Genomic DNA, 17151 nt, shown 5'->3' on the forward strand with positions numbered 1-17151 from the left:
CGGGCCCTACGGGGCCCGCCACCCCTCCTGCGCGGCGTAGACGTTCAGCAGCGCCGCGGCCGGCCGGCCGGCGTCACCTTCCGCCGCGATGCCCTGATGCATCTTCTCGAGCGTGGCGGCGCCGGCCGGGAACGGGGCGAGCAGCGGCACGGCCCGGTCGGTGATCACCTCGATGACGGTCGGCCGGTCGGCGGCCAGCGCCTCGTCCCAGGCCGCTCCCAGGCGCTCCGGGTCGTCGACGCGGATGCCGCGCAGACCGAGCAACTCGGCGTAACGGGCGTACGGGACGTCCGGCAGGTCCTGGCTGTCCGGGAACAGCGGCTCGCCCTCCATTTCCCTTTGCTCCCAAGACACCTCGGCCAGATCGCCGTTGTGCAGCACGCAGACCACGAATCGCGGGTCGGACCAGCGCGGCCACATCCGGGACACGGTGACCAGTTCGGACAGCCCGGCCATCTGCATCGCCCCGTCCCCGGTCAGCGCGACCAGGGGTCGATCGGGATGCAGCAGCTTGGCGGCGATGCCGTACGGGATCGAGCAGCCCATGCTGGCCAGCGTGCCGGACAGGTGCGCCGGCACCCCGACCGGCAACCGCAACTGCCGGGCGTACCAGTACACGCAGCTGCCCACGTCGATCGCGACCTGGGCATCGGCCGGCAGCCGGGAATCGAGTTCGAAGACCACCCGTTCCGGGTTCACCGGATCGGCCGGGGTGTGGGCGCGCTCGCGGGACAGGCGGCGCCAGCCGTCCACCGCGCCGGCCACGTCCCGAGACCACGTGTCGGGCTGGCGAGGACGCAGCCGCGGCAGCAGCTCGGCCAGGGTGCCGGCGGCGTCCCCGACCAGGCTCACCTCGATGGGGTAACGGTTGCCGACGTTGCGCCCGTCGATGTCGATCTGCACGGCCCGGGCCTGGCCGGGCGGCGGGTAGAACTCGGTCCACGGGTCGTTGGACCCGACGATGAGCAGCGTGTCGCAGGTGCTCATCAGGAACGCGCTGGCCGTCGTGCCGAGGTGGCCCATGGTGCCCACGACGAACGGCAGCGTCTCGTCGACGTACGGCTTGCCCAGCAGGCTGGTGGTGATTCCGGCGCCCAGCGCCCGGGCCACCGCCAGCACCTCGTCCCGGGCGTGCCGGGACCCCTGACCGACCAGCAGGGCGACCCGGGAGCCGGCGTTGAGCAGCTCCGCCGCGGCCGCCAGATCGTCCTCGGCGGGCAGGATCCGGGGCCGGGCCCAGGTGGGCGCGGTCACCACGATGCCGTGCTCCTGCCCGAGGTCGGGCGCCGGCTGCTTCTGCACGTCGTGCGGGACGATCACGACCGCCGGCCCGCGCTCGGTCAGGGCGGCGCGGAAGGCCCGGTCGAGCACCATCGGCAGCTGCTCGGCCGCGGCGACCTGCTGCGCGAACGCCGGCGCGACGTCCTTGACCAGCGCCGGCAGGTCGATCTCCTGCATGTAGGCCGAGCCCAGCACGCTGGTGCTCTGCTGGCCGATGATCGCCACCACCGGCACCCCGTCGAGCTTGGCGTCATAGAGCCCGTTGAGCAGGTGGACCGCCCCCGGACCCTGGGTCGAGGTGACCACACCGACGTCCCCGGAGTACTTGGCGTGGCCGACGGCCATGAACGCGGCATTCTCCTCATGCCGGGCCTGGACGAACTCCACCCGGTCCTGCGCCCGGCGCAATGCGCCCATGAACGCGTTGATGCCGTCCCCGCTGTAGCCGAAAATTCGCCGTACACCCCACGTTTGCAGGCGATCGACGATCAGATCAGCGACCGTGCGCTCCACCATGGGCCGGCTCCCTCCGCCAAGCCCACCGTTGCCCGTTCGCCCGGCCACCCAAACCGGACCGGTCGAGGCCGGGCGGGGACGAGCGGACGGATCGAGGCGACGGGGCGCGACCTGATCGGTCACCGGAGGACGCACGAGGGGAGCGCGACCGGCCCGCGGCGCCCGCGGGCGGGCATCCGGGACGATGGTCACCGGCGGGCACCAGGCCAGCGCCATCGGGGGATCGGATCGGGGTCGGTCAGGTGAGTGCTCGGGCACGACAGGGATGGCGCACGTGAGATTTCGAGCCACCCTGGGGGGCACGTTGGCCGCGCTGGCCGCCGCGAACGTGCTCGCGCATCGGGTGCCGGCGGCCAGCGTGCTGATCGGGGTGGGCCTGACCGGCACGCTGGCCGCGGTCGCCCGGGCCGGCCGGCTGACCGCCGCCGACCTGGGCCTGGCCCGGCGGAGCTGGCCGTCGGGGGTGCGCTGGGGTGGGGCGTGCGCGGCGGTGGTGGCCACCGGCTACGGCGTGGCGATGCTCGTCCCGGCGGCCCGCGGCCTGGTCACCGGCGCCGGCCCCGGCTGGGGGCCGACCCTGCTCGCGGCGCTGGTGGTGATCCCCCTGGGCACGGTGATCCCGGAGGAGTTCGCCTTCCGGGGGGTGCTGTGGGGGCTGCTGCGGCGTCGCTGCGGGCCGCGGGTCGCGACGCTCGTCTCGTCCGGACTGTTCGGCCTCTGGCATGTGGCTCCGGCGTTGGCTGCGGGCCCGGCCAACGACGCGATGAGCGCGGTGGTCGGCAGCGGCCCGCTCGGCGTGGCCGTGCGAGTGATCGCCACGGTCGTGTTCACCGGCGCTGCCGGAGTGCTGTTGTGCGAGGTGCGAGCCCGCAGCAACAGCCTCCTGGCCCCGCTCGCCCTGCACGGGGCGGTCAACGGCATCGGCCAGATCGTCGTGCAGCTGGCCTGATCGCGTCCTACGCGGCGCGGCGATGGTCGCCGAAGAACCGGACCATCTCGGCGGAGGCGTCCGGCCCCTGGGGGTCGACGTAGCTGCCGCCCGCACGCCCGCCGGACCAGGCGTGGCCGGTCCCCTCGAGCAGCCAGGATTCGGCGATGGTGCCATCGGTTCCGGCGTGCACGGTTCGGGTGTAGGAGCGCCCGCCCTCGTCGCCCTGGCTGCTGACCGGTTCAGGCTGGTCGGCGACCGGCTCGGGCTCGGCGGAAAGCCGCACGTTGATGATCTTCTCGGCGTTGCTGTGGGCCACGCTGGAGTCCCGATCGCCGTGAAAGACGATGACCGGCAAGGTGTTTCCGGTGCCGTTGGTCGCGCCTGCCTGCATCGCCAGGAATGCGCCCATGAAGTGCGATGCGGCGCCGTGCGCCAGCCCGGAATGGATGCCGACGGCGGCGTAGAGCTCGGGGTACCCGCCGGCCATGACGGCGGCCATCGCCCCGCCGGCCGAGAATCCCGCGATGTAAACCTGATCCGGGTCGACGGCATGGTCGGCCATGACCTGGCGGGTGATCCCGGCCAGGATCGCGGGCTCACCGGCGCCGGCGCGCTGGTCCTCGGGCCGGAACCAGTTCCAGTAGCCGCTGCTGTTGGCGGCCGTGGGCTGCTCGGGATAGGCGACCAGGAAGGTGTGCTCCTCGGCCAGGGCGTTCATGCCGGTGCCGGCGGCGAAGTCGGCCGCATCCTGAGATCCACCGTGCAGCATGACGATCAGCGGGACCGGTTGGCCGGTATAACCGCTCGGCAGGAACAGGTCGTAGGAGCGGGTGCCGGCCGGTTCGGTGTGGGTCAGGTGCAGGGTCTGCCATGCGGGTTCGGTCGCCGGGGATGGCGGTGTGGATTCACTATCGACCGGGACGGTCGGGACCGCCGGGGGCGCCGGCGCGGTCGTCAGCACAGGGGCGGCCCAGTCGAACAGGGACGCCAGGATGGCGGCGGGGTGGATGGACGCGCCGGAGCGCGGGGCGGCAGTCATGGGATTCCTTGGGTGACGGGCGTGCGTGAGCGATTCGGGAGGCCCGGCCCGCTGCCGGTCGTCGACGCCGAGAACGGCGGACCGACCAGGCAAGGGGCGGTGGGGAACGACCTACAGCACGGTCAGGTAGCCCAGGCCCATCACGGCACCGGTGGCCAGCACGGCGGTGGCGGTCAGCACGACGACGGGGATCACGGTGCAGATGTCTTTGACGAGGTTCATGGTGGGTCCTTCGATCAGGTTGCGACGCCGGCCCGGTCGATTGGACCGAGGGTGCCGAGGCGGGGAGCGCGGACGAGAGTTGTTCGCGCGGAACAGGAGCGACGATGGTGGCGCACCAGGCGTGCTGTCCCGTGGTCGTGGTCGGACCCGGGACGGTCGCGATGCTGCCGGCACGAAAGGTGGGCGCTTGATTGGACCCAAATGCCGGTTGGCTGCGCTCAGACGTGGCGTCATCGACGGTCACCCGCGTAGCTGATCTCCTTCAGTGTAGGCGATCGGCCGCCGCCGCGGGTGGTGCCCTTGGCCACATCCATGACGGTGCATGTAGTTTGTGGGGACGGTGAACGGTGCTCGGCGCTCGCCCTGGGGCGCGCGGTGAGACCCTTCCCGGCGTCGGGGAAACGAAACCGCTGATGCCCCAAGAATTCGTCACCTCGATCGGTTAGCGGTTTAACCCAGATTCCAGCTAACCTGCTAATAGGGCGTTCCGGCAGCTCCATCGCCGACCGGCCCGCGGGCGTGTCCCGGCCTCCGACAGACGTCGGGCGGCTTCCGCGCCGCAATCAACCGGACGACCGAGTGCTGCTCGGTGGTCCGACGAAGGAGTGCAATGACGAACAGCACCGAGCAGTTCACCGCCGCCACCACCCAGGCCCGTGAGGTCACCGAGCGCGGGGTCGAGGCCTTCAAGAAGGGCGCCAAGACCTTCACCGATCAGGCGACCGCGATGGCCACCCTGCCCTCGATCGATCTGACCGAGCCGGTCGCGCGCTACTTCGACCTGGTCCAGAAGTCGGTCGACATGAACCGCGAGCTGGCCACCCGCTGGGCCGAGCACGTCTCCTCCCTCTCCGGTCTGCTGCGTGAGCAGGCCGAGAAGGCCGGCACCGTCGTCGACGAGGCCACCGAGGCGGTCTCCGACCAGGTCGTGGACCAGGCCGCGAAGGCCGACGAGCTGGCCCAGGAGCAGGCCGAGCAGGTCGAGCAGGCCAAGCGCGACGAGGAGAAGGCGGCCAAGGCCGCCGAGCGCGCCGAGGCCAAGAAGGCCAAGGAGCAGGCTCGTGAGCAGTACGAGGGTCTGACCAAGGCCGAGCTGTCCGAGAAGCTGGCCGAGCGCGAGCTGCCCAAGACCGGCACCGTCGAGGAGCTCATCGAGCGCCTCGTCAGCGCCGACAGCAAGTAATCGCCAGCCGGTAGCTGCGCTGCCGCTGGATCACGACGCCGGTCCCGATCGCCTCGCGCGGTCGGGGCCGGCGTCGTCTTCGTCGGGCCCGGTGGGGGAGTCGGACCCATTGGGATTCGCGGGCGCGCCGAGGGCCGCGGTGCTGGGGTGGGCACCGGCTTCGGCCGACCTCAGAAAATCGTCGGTGACCGCGTTCAGCAACCGGTTCAGGTCGCCGTGCGCGCGGGCGCCGAACGGGTGATGCGGCGCGGTGCCGACCAGTTCGGCGGCCAGATCACGGATCTTGATGTTCCGGTCCTGCGAGTGCGCCCGCAGCGCCGCAAACGCCGCGTCGGCGGTCAGACCGTAGGTCATCATCAGCGCGCCCTTGGCCTGCTCGATCACCGGCAGCGTGGCCAGCCGGCCCTGCAGGGCGGCCATCAGGTCCATCACCTCGTCGGTGGACCGGTCGCTGGGCACGGCGTGCAGGCCCGCGGGGCCGGGCGCGCAGGCGCGATCGTCCGGCTCGCCCCAGTCGTCGGCGGAGGAAGAACGGGTCATCATTCATTTCCGTTCCAGCACGGATTTACCCCGGGTGCGCTCTGAGCGGTGGACTTTCCCCCACATCCGGTGCGCGGCGGCACGCGACGAACCAGGACTCAGAAAGGCTGTGTTTCCAGCAATGGTGATCTTACCCTCGCGTACGACCCCGGGTCCTGCGCCGAGCATTTACTCTGGGGGCACCTGAACCTGACACGGCAACCGATTCCGGAACTCGCTCCCTCCTGATCGGTGTGTCGGCCCGAGCCCAAGGACCTCGCCAGTGGACGCCGACCGCTCCGACCAACCCATCCCGCGCTCACCCGACGACCGGGCGGCTCCGGACGAGGTCGGAGCCGTCGACGACCCGGACCTGGCCGACAGCCTGGCCGCGCTGGCCGGGCTGTCCACCGCCCGGCTGGGCCTGGAGGACCTGTTGACGCAGGTGGCGACGTTCGCCGTGCAGGCGATCCCCGGCGCCGACGGCGCCGGGTTGACGCTCATCGAATCCGATCGCGGCGACACCATCGTCAAGAGCGCGCCGTTCGTCAAGGAGATCGACGACATCCAGTACGGGCTGGGCGAGGGCCCCTGCATCAGCGCCGCCGCCACCGGGCTGACCGTGCGGTCCGGATCCCTGGGCGGCGATCCCCGCTGGCCCCGGTTCGGTCCGCGGATCGGCCGGCTGGGCGTGCACAGCGTGCTGTCGCTGCCGTTGCTGACGCCGGACGGGGTGCTGGGCGCGATGAACGTCTACGCCCACCCCAAGGACGCGTTCGACGAACGGGCCGAGAACATCGGACGGCTGTTCGCGGTGCCGGCCGCGATCGCCGTGCAGAACGCGCAGATCCTGGCCCAGGCCCAACGCGTGACCTCCCACCTGCAGGCCGCCCTGACCAACCGCGCGGTGATCGACCAGGCCATCGGCATCATCATCAGCCGCACCGGCGTCACCCCGGACGGCGCGTTCGCCCGGCTGCGCGCCCTGAGCCAGACCGAGCACGTGAAGTTGTCCGTGGTGGCCTCCCGCATCGTTCAGGAGGCCGCCCGGCGCGCCCGGGCCCGGCACGAGAACCCCCCTCGTCCCTGATCGGACCGGCTCGTCGGCAGCGCCGCCGGCAGGATCAGTTGCGCAACGGGGCGCCGCGGCGGTCCTCGACGGCGTACCGTCATCTTTGCGTGCTCCACGCGAAATCTCGGCCCCGACCGGTTTCGGTCCACGCACCGGATGACGCGCCACTGCGTCGCCTGGCTCACCGCACCGCCGTCGGCGATCGGGCCGCCTCGTGGAGACGTTCTCATGTGAGCACGCCCGATGCACTACGCCAGCACCTGGACATCCTGACCGCCTATTTGGACACTCCGGGCGTCGACCTGAACGCCATCCTGGACGTGCTGCTGGACGACATCACCGAAGCCGTCCCGTCGTTTCTCGGCCTCGAATTGACCATCACAGTGGCCGGCTTCAGCACCACGCTGACCACCATGCCGGCCCATCTGGCGCCGGAGGCAAGAGCGTCGCTGATGCTGCCGCTGACCCACCTGACCGAAGGTGCGGCACCTGATGACAGCCTGATCCTGTTCGCAGAGCACCCGCGATCGTTCCTCGACATGGCCAGGGTCGTCCGGACCAAGCTGAACCTGGACGATGCGGGCCTGGTCGATCGCCATCTGCCTCCGTCTGTCATCGACGACGGCGGAACCACGGCCGACGACTTCCAGGACGACCGGATGATCAACATCGGCCTCGGGGTCCTGCTCGACCGAGGTTTTCCGCCCGAACAGGCAGCGGCGGAGCTGGCCCGCCGGGCCCGGCGGCACGGCGGCAACCTGGCCGCGGCGGCCGCCGAGCTGCTCGACTCGCTCTGATCGTCCCCGCCGCCGTCCCCTTTCGCCACCTGCACACCGCCGTACTCGATCGGAGAGTCGCTGCCGCCGGGGTCGTCTCATCGATGCGCCGCTCCCGGTCCCCGAGAGGATCAGTCATGACACTCGAATCGTCCGCTCCGGCGCCCGTCCACGGCCGCCGGGACGGTGTCCCGGCGGCCCGTCGCGGGCAGTGTGAATGCTGCCGGACGCTCTACGCCGCAGTCACTCTCGTGGTCTGGGACTCGGTCGGCCTGGTGCTCGCAGCGCATCGCAGCGTGAGCTCACGGCTAGGACGCCCGGATCAGCCGGTCGTGCCGACGGCGCTGTGGGCCAGGAAGAACCGGGTCATCGCCGCCGACGCGCTCGGCCCCTGGGGGTCGGTGTAGCTGCCGGCCGAGTGACCGCCGAACCAGGCGTGGCCGCCCCCGTCGACGATCCACGACTCGGCCACCACGATCCCGTCGGCGTCGGTGTGCACCGTCCGGGTGTGCGGGCGGCCTCCGCCGTCGGCCACCCGGGTGCTGACCGACCGCACCCGGCCGGTGCCGGGAGCCGCCAACCGGGCCCCGATGATCTTCTCGGCGTTGACCGGAGCAACGGTGCCGTCCCCGGCCCCATGGAACACGATCACCGGAACCGGCCCGCTGCTGACCGGGGAGCCCCCGGACTGCATGGCACCGAATGCCCCGGGGATGTCGGTCGCGGCCCGGTAGCCGAGCCCGGAATGGATGCCGGCCGCCGCGAACAGGGTGGGATAGGTGGCGGCCATCACCGAGGCCATCGCGCCGCCGGCGGACAACCCGGCGACGTAGACCCGCCCCCGGTCGACGCCGTGCTCGGCGATGATCTGCTCGGTGAGGCCGGCGATGATCGCCGGCTCGCCCGAACCGGCCTGCTGATCCTCGGGGCGGAACCAGTTCCAGTACCCGCTGTGGTTGGCCGCGCGGGACTGCTCCGGGTAGGCAACCAGGAAGGTGTGCTCCTCGGCCTGGTGGTTCATGCCGGTGCCGGCCGCGAAATCGGTCGCATTCTGGGTGCCGCCGTGCAGCATCACGACCAACGGGACCGACTGGCCGGTGTAACCGGTGGGGATGTACAGGTCGTAGTTCCGCGCACCGGCCGGACCGGTGTAGGTCAGGTGCCGGATCTCGCCGCCGGCCGCGGACGCGGCGGCCGCTGCGGCCGGATTGGCGCCCGACCCGGGCAGGGACCCCAGGCCACCGGGCAGGGAGCTGAGCCCGCCGGGCAGCTGCCCGGACAGGTTCAGGTTGAGCCCGGCCGGCAAGGACGAGAGCAATTCGGTCACGTCCAGCGGCGGCCCGGTCGGCAACGTGCCGGTTCCCGATTCCGACCTCGGCAGCCCGGACCCCGAGCTAATGCCCATCCGAGCCAGGATGCCGGTCGGATCGGGCAGCGACGGCGCGCTCCCGCCTTCGGGCGGACGGTGGGCGGAGACGGTGGCGGCGTTGTCCCGGATGAGGCGCATGGCGCGGTCCAGGGTGGCGGTCATGTTTTTGGGCATGGCAGTAGAACTCCTGTCGTGATGGTGAATCGGTCGACCCCGATGGTCGGCCGGACGTGGTGATCCGTGCGGGCGAACGCCGCGAACTGATGCTCAGACGGTGCGGGAAGCCAAGGCGGCCTTGACTTCCCGGGACGCGCGGAACGCGCCCAGGACTTCCACGGATTCGATGGTGGCCAGGGCCAGTTCGGGGGAGACATCGTTGGCGATGCTGCCCAGACCCAGCACCCGCAGGTGCACGGTCTTTCCCTGCGCGCGGAGCTGTTCGAGCTGGGCGCGGGTGTATTGCACCGACCCCAGTTCGAGCGTGCGCCGGGCGACGGTGTCCTTGACCGCACCCGACCGGGTTTCCAGTTGCCGGCGAATGGCCGATCGGATGAAATCGGTGCGGTTGGCGTAAAACCCTTCGCCCACCAGCAGGTCGATCTCGCCGAGATCGACCAACCCCAGATTGATGGTGATCTTTTCCGTCTTTTCGATCTCGGCCATCCGAGCACCTCTCCTTCGCCGGTCCCACCATCCTAGCACCATCTCAGAGGATGGTGTCTGGATGGTGGGAGAAAGATGGCCACGGGGAGTGGTGCGGGTCCGGCCCGTCACCCTTGACGGCATCGTCATCTGGGTGTTGAGTCGGGGCTGCTGGACTCAACAGCCGGTTGGGACCGGTGGAGCCGCCACGAAAGCCGCCCATCGAGAGATCTGTTCTCACCGCCCAGAAATCCGCGCAGTGTCAATGTCCCGCCGGACGCGACCAGGTGCCCTCACCGGTGTCGGGGTCCGTGCGTCCGGTGGTGATCGCCAGACCCAGGCTTCACGACCGCTCGCGTTGCGGGTCGCTGTGGCCGTCCGCGTCCCGGAGTCTCGTCGGGGGATTCCGGTGGTGGTCGGGAGCTGTGGGCCGCCGGCGACATGGAACGGCGATGGGTCGTAGGGGTGACGACTGCGTGGGGGGGGCCGCCCGTGCGTCCCGTTGGGTCGGGGGGATTGGCGGCGCGTTCGCGCGCGAGGGAGAGTGTGGTGCTCACAGTGTTTCTGGTCGACGTCCACGAGGCCGTCCGGCGCGCCGTCGCCGAGCTGCTGGACGAGGAAGAGGACCTGAGGGTGGTCGGTGAGGCCGGGTCGGTGGCCGAGGCCTTGACCCGGATCCCGGTGCTCGAACCGGATATCGCCGTGCTCGACCTGCGGTTGCCCGACGGCAACGGCATCGAGCTGTGTCGCGAACTCCGGTCCCGAATGCCGCACCTCGCCTGCGTGATGCTGACCTCCTGCGCCGATCAGCAGGCGATCCGCGAGGCGACCCTGGCCGGGGCCGACGGGTACGTCATCAAGGACGTCCGTGGGGTGGAGTTGGCATGGTCCCTGCGCATGGTGGCCGCCGGACGGACCCGGCCGGCGCCCGCCGGGGTGCTGGCCGAGCGATCGTCATGACCGCCGGCGGGTGCCCGAGCGGTCGTCGTCGCCGGGTTGGTCGGGGGACAGTCCGTCGAAAACGACGGCGATGAGCCGGCGGCTCTGCTCGGCGCGACCCGGACCCGGTGGGATCCGCCACAGGAATCCCATCAGCAGCAGGACGTCCCCGGGGTCCAGCCCTGCGCGCACCTCGCCGCTGCGCTCGGCGGCCCGCAGGAGTTGGCCGATCGCCGCGGTGACCGGCTCGTAGGTCTCGTTGATCGCTTCCTGGGCGGCCGCGGTGTGCAGGGCCTCGCCGAGGCCGTGCTTGACCCGGATGTAACCGGCCAGGTCCTCGAACCAGCGCTCGAAGGCCTGCCGGGGCGGCAGGGTGGCCAGCCGGTCGGCGACCGAATCCACCAACCGCTGCACGTCGTGCCGGTAGGCGGCCAGTAGCAGGTCCTCCCGGGTGGGGAAGTGCCGGTACAGGGTGCCGGCGCCGACGCCGGCCCGCTTGGCGATCTCGTTCATCGACGCGTTCGGGTTGTCCGCCAGCAGGTCGTGGGCGGCGTCCAGGATCACCGCTCGGTTACGCGCCGCCGCGGCTCGCTGGGTGCCGTACCGCACCTCGTCCTGGGTCACCGCGACCTCCCTCGGCCCTCGACTGTTCCGGGCGCGTTGACGTCCGGAGAGTTCTCCGCTAGTTTCGGCGATGGCGGAGAGTTCTCCGCAATTCGGAGCCTAGCAGGGAGACGGCCATGGACTACGTCAAGCTCGGAACCACCGGATTGGACGTCTCGCCGATTGCGATCGGTGCGATGACCTACGGCGACCCCGGCCGTGGGCACCCGGTCTGGTCGCTGGACGAGGAACGCAGCCGCCCACTGATCAAGCACGCGCTGGAAGCCGGCATCACGTTCTTCGACACGGCCAACATGTACTCCCAGGGTTCGAGCGAGGAGATCCTCGGGCGCGCGCTGCGCGATTTCGCCGACCGCGACGAGGTGGTCATCGCGACCAAACTGCGGCACCCGATGCGCTCGGGGCCGAACGGAAAGGGACTGTCCCGCAAGGCGATCATGATCGAGGTCGAGCACTCGCTGCGCCGGCTGGGCACCGACTACATCGACCTGTACCAGATCCACCGCAACGATCACCGCACGCCGCTGACCGAAACCCTGGAAGCCCTGCACGATCTGGTGAAGGCGGGCAAGGTCCGGTACCTGGGCGCCTCCTCGATGCCGGCCTGGGAGTTCGCCAAGGCGTTGCACACGCAACAGGCGCACGGCTGGGCGCGGTTCGTCACCATGCAGGACCACTACAACCTGCTGCATCGCGAGGAGGAACGGGAGATGATCCCGCTCTGCCTGGACGAGGGGGTCGGCACCATCGTGTGGAGCCCGCTGGCCCGGGGGCGGCTGGCCCGGCCGTGGGCGCAGGCCAAGTCCACCGACCGCGGTCGCAGCGACCCGTTCGCCGACCTGCTCTACCTTCCCCAGAACGAGGCCTCCGACCGGGCCACCATCGACGCCGTCGGCCGGGTCGCGCAGGCCCGTGGGATCAGCCGGGCCCAGGTCGCGCTCGCCTGGCTGCACGCCCAACCGGTGGTCACCGCACCGCTGGTCGGGGCCAGCAGCATCGGCCAGATCGACGAGGCCGTCGCCTCCCTGCAGATCGAGCTGGAGGCCGGCGAGCTGCGGGAACTGCAGGCGCACTACACGCCTCGGCACGACTTCCAGGGCATCTCCGAGGACGCCGAGCTGCAGGCCATCATGGAGCGGATGCCTCAGTTCACCACCGCGCGCTGATCCCCGTCGGCCGGTCCCGGCCTACTCCGGGACGGCGGTGTCGGAAACTGCGGTGTCGGAAACTGCGGTGTCGGAAACTTCGGTGTCGGAAACTGCGGTGTCGGGGAGCACGGTGCTGGCGTCCCAGCTGAGCAGGATCCGCAGCTTCTCGTCGGCCGGGGAACCGGCGGCCGCCGTGTACAGGGTGAGGGTCTGGCCGCCGGACCGCGGGATGTCCAGCGACTCGTAGCGAAGGTCCAGCACACCGACCGCCTCATGGAAGATCCGTTTGGGTCCGTGGCTGTGCTGGTGCAGCCGGTAGTCCGCCCACCAGGCCGCGAACTGCGGTGAGGCGACCGACAATTCGCCGACCAGCCGCTCGAGTTGCTCGTCCGGCCGGCCCGGCTCCCGGGCCGCTCGCAGCGATGCCACCGTCATCGAGGCCACCTCTTCCCAATCGGGATACCGGGTACGGGTGCTGAGATCCAGGAACAGCCAGCGCAGGATGTTGCGATCCCGTGCGGGCATCGCGGGGAAATCGGCCAGCAGCACCGAACCGGCGCGGTTGATGGCCAGCACGTCCATCCGCCGGTTCTGGACCATGGCCGGGATCGGGTCCAGCGCGGCGACCAGCTCGCGCAGCCCCGCGCGGAGACCGGGTCGGGACGAGGGCTGGCCGGCGGGAGCGGTCGTCGGGCGGCGGGCCTGCCCGGCCACCAGGGCCCGCAGGTGCCGACGTTCCAGTTCGTCCAGCCGCAGTGCGCCCTCGATGGCGGACAGGACCTGATCGGACACGGCGCCGACTCGTCCCTGCTCCAGTCGGGCGTAGTAGTCCACGCTCACCCCGGCCAGCGCGGCCACCTCCTCCCGGCGCAGGCCGCGCCGGCGGCGGGTGGTGGAGGAGGGCGGCAGGCCCAGCTCGGCCGGGTCGAGGCGGGCCCGCCGCGACACCAGGAACTCGCGCAGGTTGCCGTCCGTGGTCACCGGTCCATTGTCCGGCGCAACCGGCCCGCCGCGGCGCGGCCCCCGCGGTGCTCTCATGGAGCTCGATCGAGCGTCGGCGCGCACCGCGGCGGCCGGCCCGGTCGAGGCCCCTGCCTGTCCGACCACCCAGCCATCCCCGATAACACTCACCGACGAAGGAAGATCATGAGCAAAACGTGGTTCATCACCGGCGCCAACCGCGGTTTCGGCCAGGAGATCGCGCGCACCGCCCTGCAGGCCGGCGACCGCGTGGTGGCCACCGCCCGGCAGCCGGAGCAGATTCGGGCCGCTCTGTCCGGGGACGAGGACCAGTTGCTGGCCGTCCACCTCGACGTGACCGACCCGGCCAGCATCCAGGCCGCGGTCGGGGCGGCGGTCGACCGCTTCGGGCGGATCGACGTGCTGATCAACAACGCCGGCTACGGGCAGCTCGGGGTGTTCGAGGAGATCACGCCCGAGCAGATCGAGCGGCAGTTCGCGACCAACGTGTTCGGCGTCTTCGACGTCACCCGGGCGGTGCTGCCGACCCTGCGCCGGCAACGTTCCGGGCACATCGTCACCATCGCCTCCATCTCCGGCATCGTCGGCGGCGCCGGGTCGACCATCTACGGGGCCAGCAAGTTCGCGGTGACCGGCTGGTCCGAGGGCCTCGCCGAGGAACTCCAGCCGTTCGGGATCAGGGTGACCGTGGTGCACCCGGGCATGTTCCGCACGGACTTCCTGGACCCCAGCTCGGTCAGCCACGGCGCGCAGTCCATCGAGGACTACCGCGCCGGGGCCGACGACCGGCGGGCGTGGCTGGATCGGATGAATCACGCCCAACTGGGCGATCCGGCCAGGTTCGGGCCGGCGATCGCGCACCTGGTCGCCCTGGCCGATCCGCCCGTGCGGGTGGGTCTGGGCAGCGATGCGATTGCCGCCTTCACCGAACGGGCCGACCAGCTCACCGGCAGCGTGACCGAGTACGGCGAGCTGACCCGGTCCACCGACCTGGCCCCGGCCTGACCGGATCACCGGGTCCGGTCGAGATCGATCCGCAGCCGGCCGATGTCGCCGTCACTGCGGGCTGAGGCCGGCCTCCAAGTTCGTCCAGCCCTGCTCCCAGAGCTGGGCCCGGTGGCGGTTCAACACCACCCGGGCGGTCCACCACACCCCGGCGAACACCACGCCCAGGCCGACCCAGCCACCCAGCGCGGCCAGCACCACGAGCCCGGCCGCCACCTGCGTGGTCATCGGCCGATCGACCACGGCGCCGGCCGGGTCCAGCCAGATCGTGACGCGCTGACCGGCCCGAGCCCCGGCCGGCACGGTCACCATCCCGTGAGCCGACTGCCCGTCCCGCCCGAGCCAGATCGCCGGCGCCGTGGGCGATGTGAGGGACGGGGCGTGGGCGTCGCCGGCGGTCAGCGGCGGCGCGTCGGCCTGGAGCACGGCAACGACGGCCACGTCGGCGGACTGGTCGGCGGCCACCCGGGCGTCGACGCTGGTCCACTCCGCGCTGGCCACCGTCGCGATGACCGGCACGCTGAGCAACCAGATCAGGGTCAGTCCGATGATCAACAGGGCCTCGGCCCGGTCGGCGCCGCGGGCCACCGGGTTGCCCCAGACCCGCAGCGCCAGCGGCCACCGATTGGCCGGACGACCCGCACGATCACCCATGACCACTCCCAGGATGTGTTCCGGCCAACCCCGACGCGCGCTCGCTTCGCGATACCGCCTCATCAGCAACGACTCTCGTCGTCGCCGGGGATGGGAACCAGGGGCGAAGGTCCCGCCGGTGCGGCACCGACGATCAGGCCGACACCGTCACCTGCAGCACCGTGGTGGTAGGCCGCCGGCTCGTGTCGATCAGCATCACGGTCGGGGCCGCCACCAGCCAGATCACCGGCACCAGGTAGAAGACGTAGCTGAGCCAGCCCTGCGGGGCCAGCGCGCCGGTCGGGTCGATCAGGGCCAGCACCAGACCCACGGTGCACCCCGCCGACACGGCCGCCACCCAGCCCAGCCATGCGGGAAATGCGCTGTCCCGCAACGACACCACGGCCACCGCCGCGTACATCACGGCCATCGGCAGGCCGGCCACCGTGAGCGTCACGTAGCCCAGGTCGACGGCCATCGCCGCAGTGGCCGGCTCGATCCAGCTCCGATCGGGCAGGGTCAGCGCGAGCTGCGGCCCCAGAGCCAGCAGGGTGAGCCCGCAGCCCACCATGCCGGCCGTGAAGGCGATCATGCTGACCCGGCCGCCGACCTCGGCCCGCAGCAGCCAGGTGCGCAAGCTGCCCAGGAACCACAGCAGGAATCCGGAACTGATGGCGAACAGCAGGGACTGACCCAGGACGGCCGCATGATTTTCGGTCAGGAACGTGGGCAGGTCGGCCGGGTTCGCAGGCCAGGGTCTCTCCAGCAGCGCCGCGCCCAGGCCGCACAGCACGGCCGCGTAACCGGTTGCGATGGCGAGTCGTTGATGCAGCAGAGCAGTCACGGCGATCACCTCATCAGGCCAGGGTGCCGCGAGGCCGGCGCCGGCCACCGCGGCCAGGGACCCTTCCACTGAACGCCCACCGGCGCGGTCCGGTCAGAGGCCAAGGTCCCCGATCCGGCCGTCCGTGGTCGCCTCTCATCAGTTACGACAGTGCGTCCCCGAGGAATCCGATGACCCGGGACTCCCACTCGACCGGGGCGACGGCCAGGCCGGCGGTGTGTGCCGCGCCGGGGACCACCCAAAGCTGCACGGTGTCCGGGGACCGGGCCCGGATGGCGGTGTCGGCGGCGACCTCGTCCTCGGTGCCACCACCGGCGATCAACAGGACGGCGCGCGGTGCCGCGGCCGCCACGGCATCACCGAGCGAGATCGGCTGCGGGGCGTCGGTCATCACATCGGCCAAACCGTAGGTGACCCCATCGACGGCGAGCTGCACGTGCCCGCGTAGGCCGTAGGCATCAGCCAGCCAGGCTTTGTCGGCGGCGACGCGGTTGGTCGCGCCTTCGGCGACGACGGCCTGGATGCGCGGATCGGCGGCCAGGGCGCCGATCGCCTCTTCGCCGCCCATGGACAGCCCGACCGCGGCGATCCGGCCCGGCTCTACCCCGGGTTGCCGCTGCAGGAAGCCGACGGCCGCCGCGACGTCCGACTCGCCGAACCACCCGAATTCCATGGCCTGGCCCTCGCTGGTGCCCTGACCCCGCGGATCGACCATCAGCACCCCGTATCCGTGACGGGCCAGCACGACGGCGTGATCGAGCACCGCGGTGCGGGTCGACCCGGAGCCGGGTAGTAGCACGACGGCGGCGCGGTTGGTCGCCGGGATGTACCAGCCGGACAGGCTCACCCCGTCGGCGGAGGTGAACGACGCCTCTTGATAGGTCAGGTCCCGGTCCGCGGGGGAGACCGACGCGAGCGCCGTGCGCGGCGCGTGGGTGGCGTACACCGCCAGCCCCAGCGGGAGGCACAGGCCGTACCCGACCGCGATCACGATCGGGACCAGTAGCAGTCGCCGCCAACCCGGCACCGCCCGGACGAAGACGACTGCCGCGCAGCCGACGGCGAGCAGCCCGCCGCTCGCGGCAACCGACGCGGCGACCGCGGTCGACGATGCTCCCGTGATCACCAGGTGCGGCACCGCCACTGCGGTGGCGGAGACCGCCACCGTCGTGCCGAATCCGGCCAGGACCAGCGTCCCCGCGGCGGTGGGCATCCGCCGAAGCACCCACGCCAGTCCCAGGCCGGCGGTGACGATGACCGCGCACCAATCCAGCCCGCGGCCGATGTCCGGTCCGGTCAGTGACAGCGCGCCCATCCCGACCGTCATCAGGCCGATGGCCAGGTCCTGGATCCGCCGCAGGTGCGGCGGCCGGGATTCCCGCGTCGCCGTCCGGGCGGTCGATGGGTGACCGGTCATGGCTGATCCT

At 71.3% G+C, this 17151-nt stretch carries 16 protein-coding genes and 1 pseudogene; 7 read left to right on the plus strand and 10 right to left on the minus strand.

Annotated features, from left to right (window positions below; genetic code table 11):
- Window positions 1–6 precede the first annotated feature (6 nt).
- Window positions 7–1797: a thiamine pyrophosphate-requiring protein gene (locus NAMU_RS09870; RefSeq protein ID WP_015747266.1), complete on the minus strand. Its 1791-nt coding sequence runs from the start codon at window positions 1795–1797 to the stop codon at window positions 7–9.
- 265 nt (window positions 1798–2062) lie between these two features.
- Between NAMU_RS09870 and NAMU_RS09875 the strand changes: the two genes are divergently transcribed.
- A complete protein-coding gene (locus tag NAMU_RS09875; RefSeq protein WP_015747267.1) occupies window positions 2063–2746 on the plus strand; it encodes a CPBP family intramembrane glutamic endopeptidase in 684 nt (227 codons plus the stop codon).
- 7 nt (window positions 2747–2753) lie between these two features.
- On the opposite strand, the gene NAMU_RS09880 is transcribed toward NAMU_RS09875, so the two are convergent.
- Window positions 2754–3767, minus strand: a complete 1014-nt coding sequence (locus NAMU_RS09880) for an extracellular catalytic domain type 1 short-chain-length polyhydroxyalkanoate depolymerase (protein ID WP_015747268.1) — start codon at window positions 3765–3767, stop codon at window positions 2754–2756.
- Between the two features lie 832 nt (window positions 3768–4599).
- Between NAMU_RS09880 and NAMU_RS09885 the strand changes: the two genes are divergently transcribed.
- Window positions 4600–5172: an SAP domain-containing protein gene (locus tag NAMU_RS09885; RefSeq protein ID WP_015747270.1), complete on the plus strand. Its 573-nt coding sequence runs from the start codon at window positions 4600–4602 to the stop codon at window positions 5170–5172.
- Window positions 5173–5202: 30 nt separating this feature from the next.
- On the opposite strand, the gene NAMU_RS31390 is transcribed toward NAMU_RS09885, so the two are convergent.
- The gene (locus NAMU_RS31390; protein ID WP_217180807.1) at window positions 5203–5712 is read right to left on the minus strand and encodes an ANTAR domain-containing protein; all 510 of its coding nucleotides are present in this window, start codon (window positions 5710–5712) and stop codon (window positions 5203–5205) included.
- Window positions 5713–5974: 262 nt separating this feature from the next.
- Between NAMU_RS31390 and NAMU_RS09895 the strand changes: the two genes are divergently transcribed.
- Both NAMU_RS09895 and NAMU_RS09900 read left to right on the plus strand, forming a co-directional pair.
- Window positions 5975–6781 (plus strand): GAF and ANTAR domain-containing protein, encoded by an 807-nt coding sequence (locus tag NAMU_RS09895; RefSeq protein WP_015747272.1) that lies wholly within the window; start codon window positions 5975–5977, stop codon window positions 6779–6781.
- A 302-nt stretch (window positions 6782–7083) separates the two neighbouring features.
- A complete protein-coding gene (locus NAMU_RS09900) occupies window positions 7084–7560 on the plus strand; it encodes a hypothetical protein (RefSeq protein ID WP_138180065.1) in 477 nt (158 codons plus the stop codon).
- Between the two features lie 301 nt (window positions 7561–7861).
- Here NAMU_RS09900 and NAMU_RS09905 read toward each other — a convergent pair whose 3' ends face one another.
- On the minus strand, window positions 7862–9082 hold the full coding sequence (locus NAMU_RS09905) for an extracellular catalytic domain type 1 short-chain-length polyhydroxyalkanoate depolymerase (protein WP_015747274.1): 1221 nt from the start codon (window positions 9080–9082) through the stop codon (window positions 7862–7864).
- A gap of 93 nt (window positions 9083–9175) precedes the next feature.
- Window positions 9176–9571 (minus strand): CopG family transcriptional regulator, encoded by a 396-nt coding sequence (locus NAMU_RS09910; RefSeq protein WP_015747275.1) that lies wholly within the window; start codon window positions 9569–9571, stop codon window positions 9176–9178.
- Between the two features lie 528 nt (window positions 9572–10099).
- On the opposite strand from NAMU_RS09910, the pseudogene NAMU_RS09915 reads away from it, so the two are divergent.
- Window positions 10100–10468 (plus strand): annotated as a pseudogene (locus NAMU_RS09915) (response regulator); the annotation flags it as partial.
- A 36-nt stretch (window positions 10469–10504) separates the two neighbouring features.
- Here the strand turns inward: NAMU_RS09915 and NAMU_RS09920 are convergent.
- Complete coding sequence (locus NAMU_RS09920) at window positions 10505–11113, minus strand: TetR/AcrR family transcriptional regulator (RefSeq protein WP_015747277.1); 609 nt, start codon at window positions 11111–11113, stop codon at window positions 10505–10507.
- Window positions 11114–11229: 116 nt separating this feature from the next.
- Between NAMU_RS09920 and NAMU_RS09925 the strand changes: the two genes are divergently transcribed.
- Window positions 11230–12279, plus strand: coding sequence for an aldo/keto reductase (locus tag NAMU_RS09925; RefSeq protein WP_015747278.1), 1050 nt, complete (start codon window positions 11230–11232; stop codon window positions 12277–12279).
- A 21-nt stretch (window positions 12280–12300) separates the two neighbouring features.
- Here NAMU_RS09925 and NAMU_RS09930 read toward each other — a convergent pair whose 3' ends face one another.
- The gene (locus NAMU_RS09930; protein ID WP_015747279.1) at window positions 12301–13242 is read right to left on the minus strand and encodes a helix-turn-helix transcriptional regulator; all 942 of its coding nucleotides are present in this window, start codon (window positions 13240–13242) and stop codon (window positions 12301–12303) included.
- A gap of 165 nt (window positions 13243–13407) precedes the next feature.
- Here NAMU_RS09930 and NAMU_RS09935 point away from each other — a divergent pair, with 165 nt between their 5' ends.
- Complete coding sequence (locus NAMU_RS09935) at window positions 13408–14247, plus strand: oxidoreductase (protein ID WP_015747280.1); 840 nt, start codon at window positions 13408–13410, stop codon at window positions 14245–14247.
- A 51-nt stretch (window positions 14248–14298) separates the two neighbouring features.
- Here NAMU_RS09935 and NAMU_RS27240 read toward each other — a convergent pair whose 3' ends face one another.
- From NAMU_RS27240 to NAMU_RS27245, 3 genes are all read right to left on the minus strand, one after another.
- Window positions 14299–14901 (minus strand): Rv1733c family protein, encoded by a 603-nt coding sequence (locus NAMU_RS27240; protein ID WP_015747281.1) that lies wholly within the window; start codon window positions 14899–14901, stop codon window positions 14299–14301.
- 133 nt (window positions 14902–15034) lie between these two features.
- Window positions 15035–15724: a hypothetical protein gene (locus NAMU_RS09945; RefSeq protein WP_138180067.1), complete on the minus strand. Its 690-nt coding sequence runs from the start codon at window positions 15722–15724 to the stop codon at window positions 15035–15037.
- A gap of 142 nt (window positions 15725–15866) precedes the next feature.
- Entirely contained in the window at window positions 15867–17141 is a 1275-nt protein-coding gene (locus tag NAMU_RS27245; RefSeq protein WP_015747283.1) for an alpha/beta hydrolase, read from the minus strand.
- Window positions 17142–17151 lie beyond the last annotated feature (10 nt).

The sequence above is a fragment of the Nakamurella multipartita DSM 44233 genome (genome assembly GCF_000024365.1).
GTDB lineage: Bacteria > Actinomycetota > Actinomycetes > Mycobacteriales > Nakamurellaceae > Nakamurella > Nakamurella multipartita.

Excerpts from the sequence above, each read along its gene's own strand:
- NAMU_RS09880 (WP_015747268.1), bottom strand. The coding sequence starts at position 3,767 with ATGACTGCCGCCCCGCGCTCCGGCGCGTCCATCCACCCCGCCGCCATC.
- NAMU_RS09885 (WP_015747270.1), top strand. The coding sequence starts at position 4,600 with ATGACGAACAGCACCGAGCAGTTCACCGCCGCCACCACCCAGGCCCGT.
- NAMU_RS09870 (WP_015747266.1), bottom strand. The coding sequence starts at position 1,797 with ATGGTGGAGCGCACGGTCGCTGATCTGATCGTCGATCGCCTGCAAACG.
- NAMU_RS31390 (WP_217180807.1), bottom strand. The coding sequence starts at position 5,712 with ATGACCCGTTCTTCCTCCGCCGACGACTGGGGCGAGCCGGACGATCGC.
- NAMU_RS09935 (WP_015747280.1), top strand. The coding sequence starts at position 13,408 with ATGAGCAAAACGTGGTTCATCACCGGCGCCAACCGCGGTTTCGGCCAG.
- NAMU_RS09875 (WP_015747267.1), top strand. The coding sequence starts at position 2,063 with ATGGCGCACGTGAGATTTCGAGCCACCCTGGGGGGCACGTTGGCCGCG.
- NAMU_RS27240 (WP_015747281.1), bottom strand. The coding sequence starts at position 14,901 with ATGGGTGATCGTGCGGGTCGTCCGGCCAATCGGTGGCCGCTGGCGCTG.
- NAMU_RS09910 (WP_015747275.1), bottom strand. The coding sequence starts at position 9,571 with ATGGCCGAGATCGAAAAGACGGAAAAGATCACCATCAATCTGGGGTTG.
- NAMU_RS09905 (WP_015747274.1), bottom strand. The coding sequence starts at position 9,082 with ATGCCCAAAAACATGACCGCCACCCTGGACCGCGCCATGCGCCTCATC.
- NAMU_RS09925 (WP_015747278.1), top strand. The coding sequence starts at position 11,230 with ATGGACTACGTCAAGCTCGGAACCACCGGATTGGACGTCTCGCCGATT.
- NAMU_RS27245 (WP_015747283.1), bottom strand. The coding sequence starts at position 17,141 with ATGACCGGTCACCCATCGACCGCCCGGACGGCGACGCGGGAATCCCGG.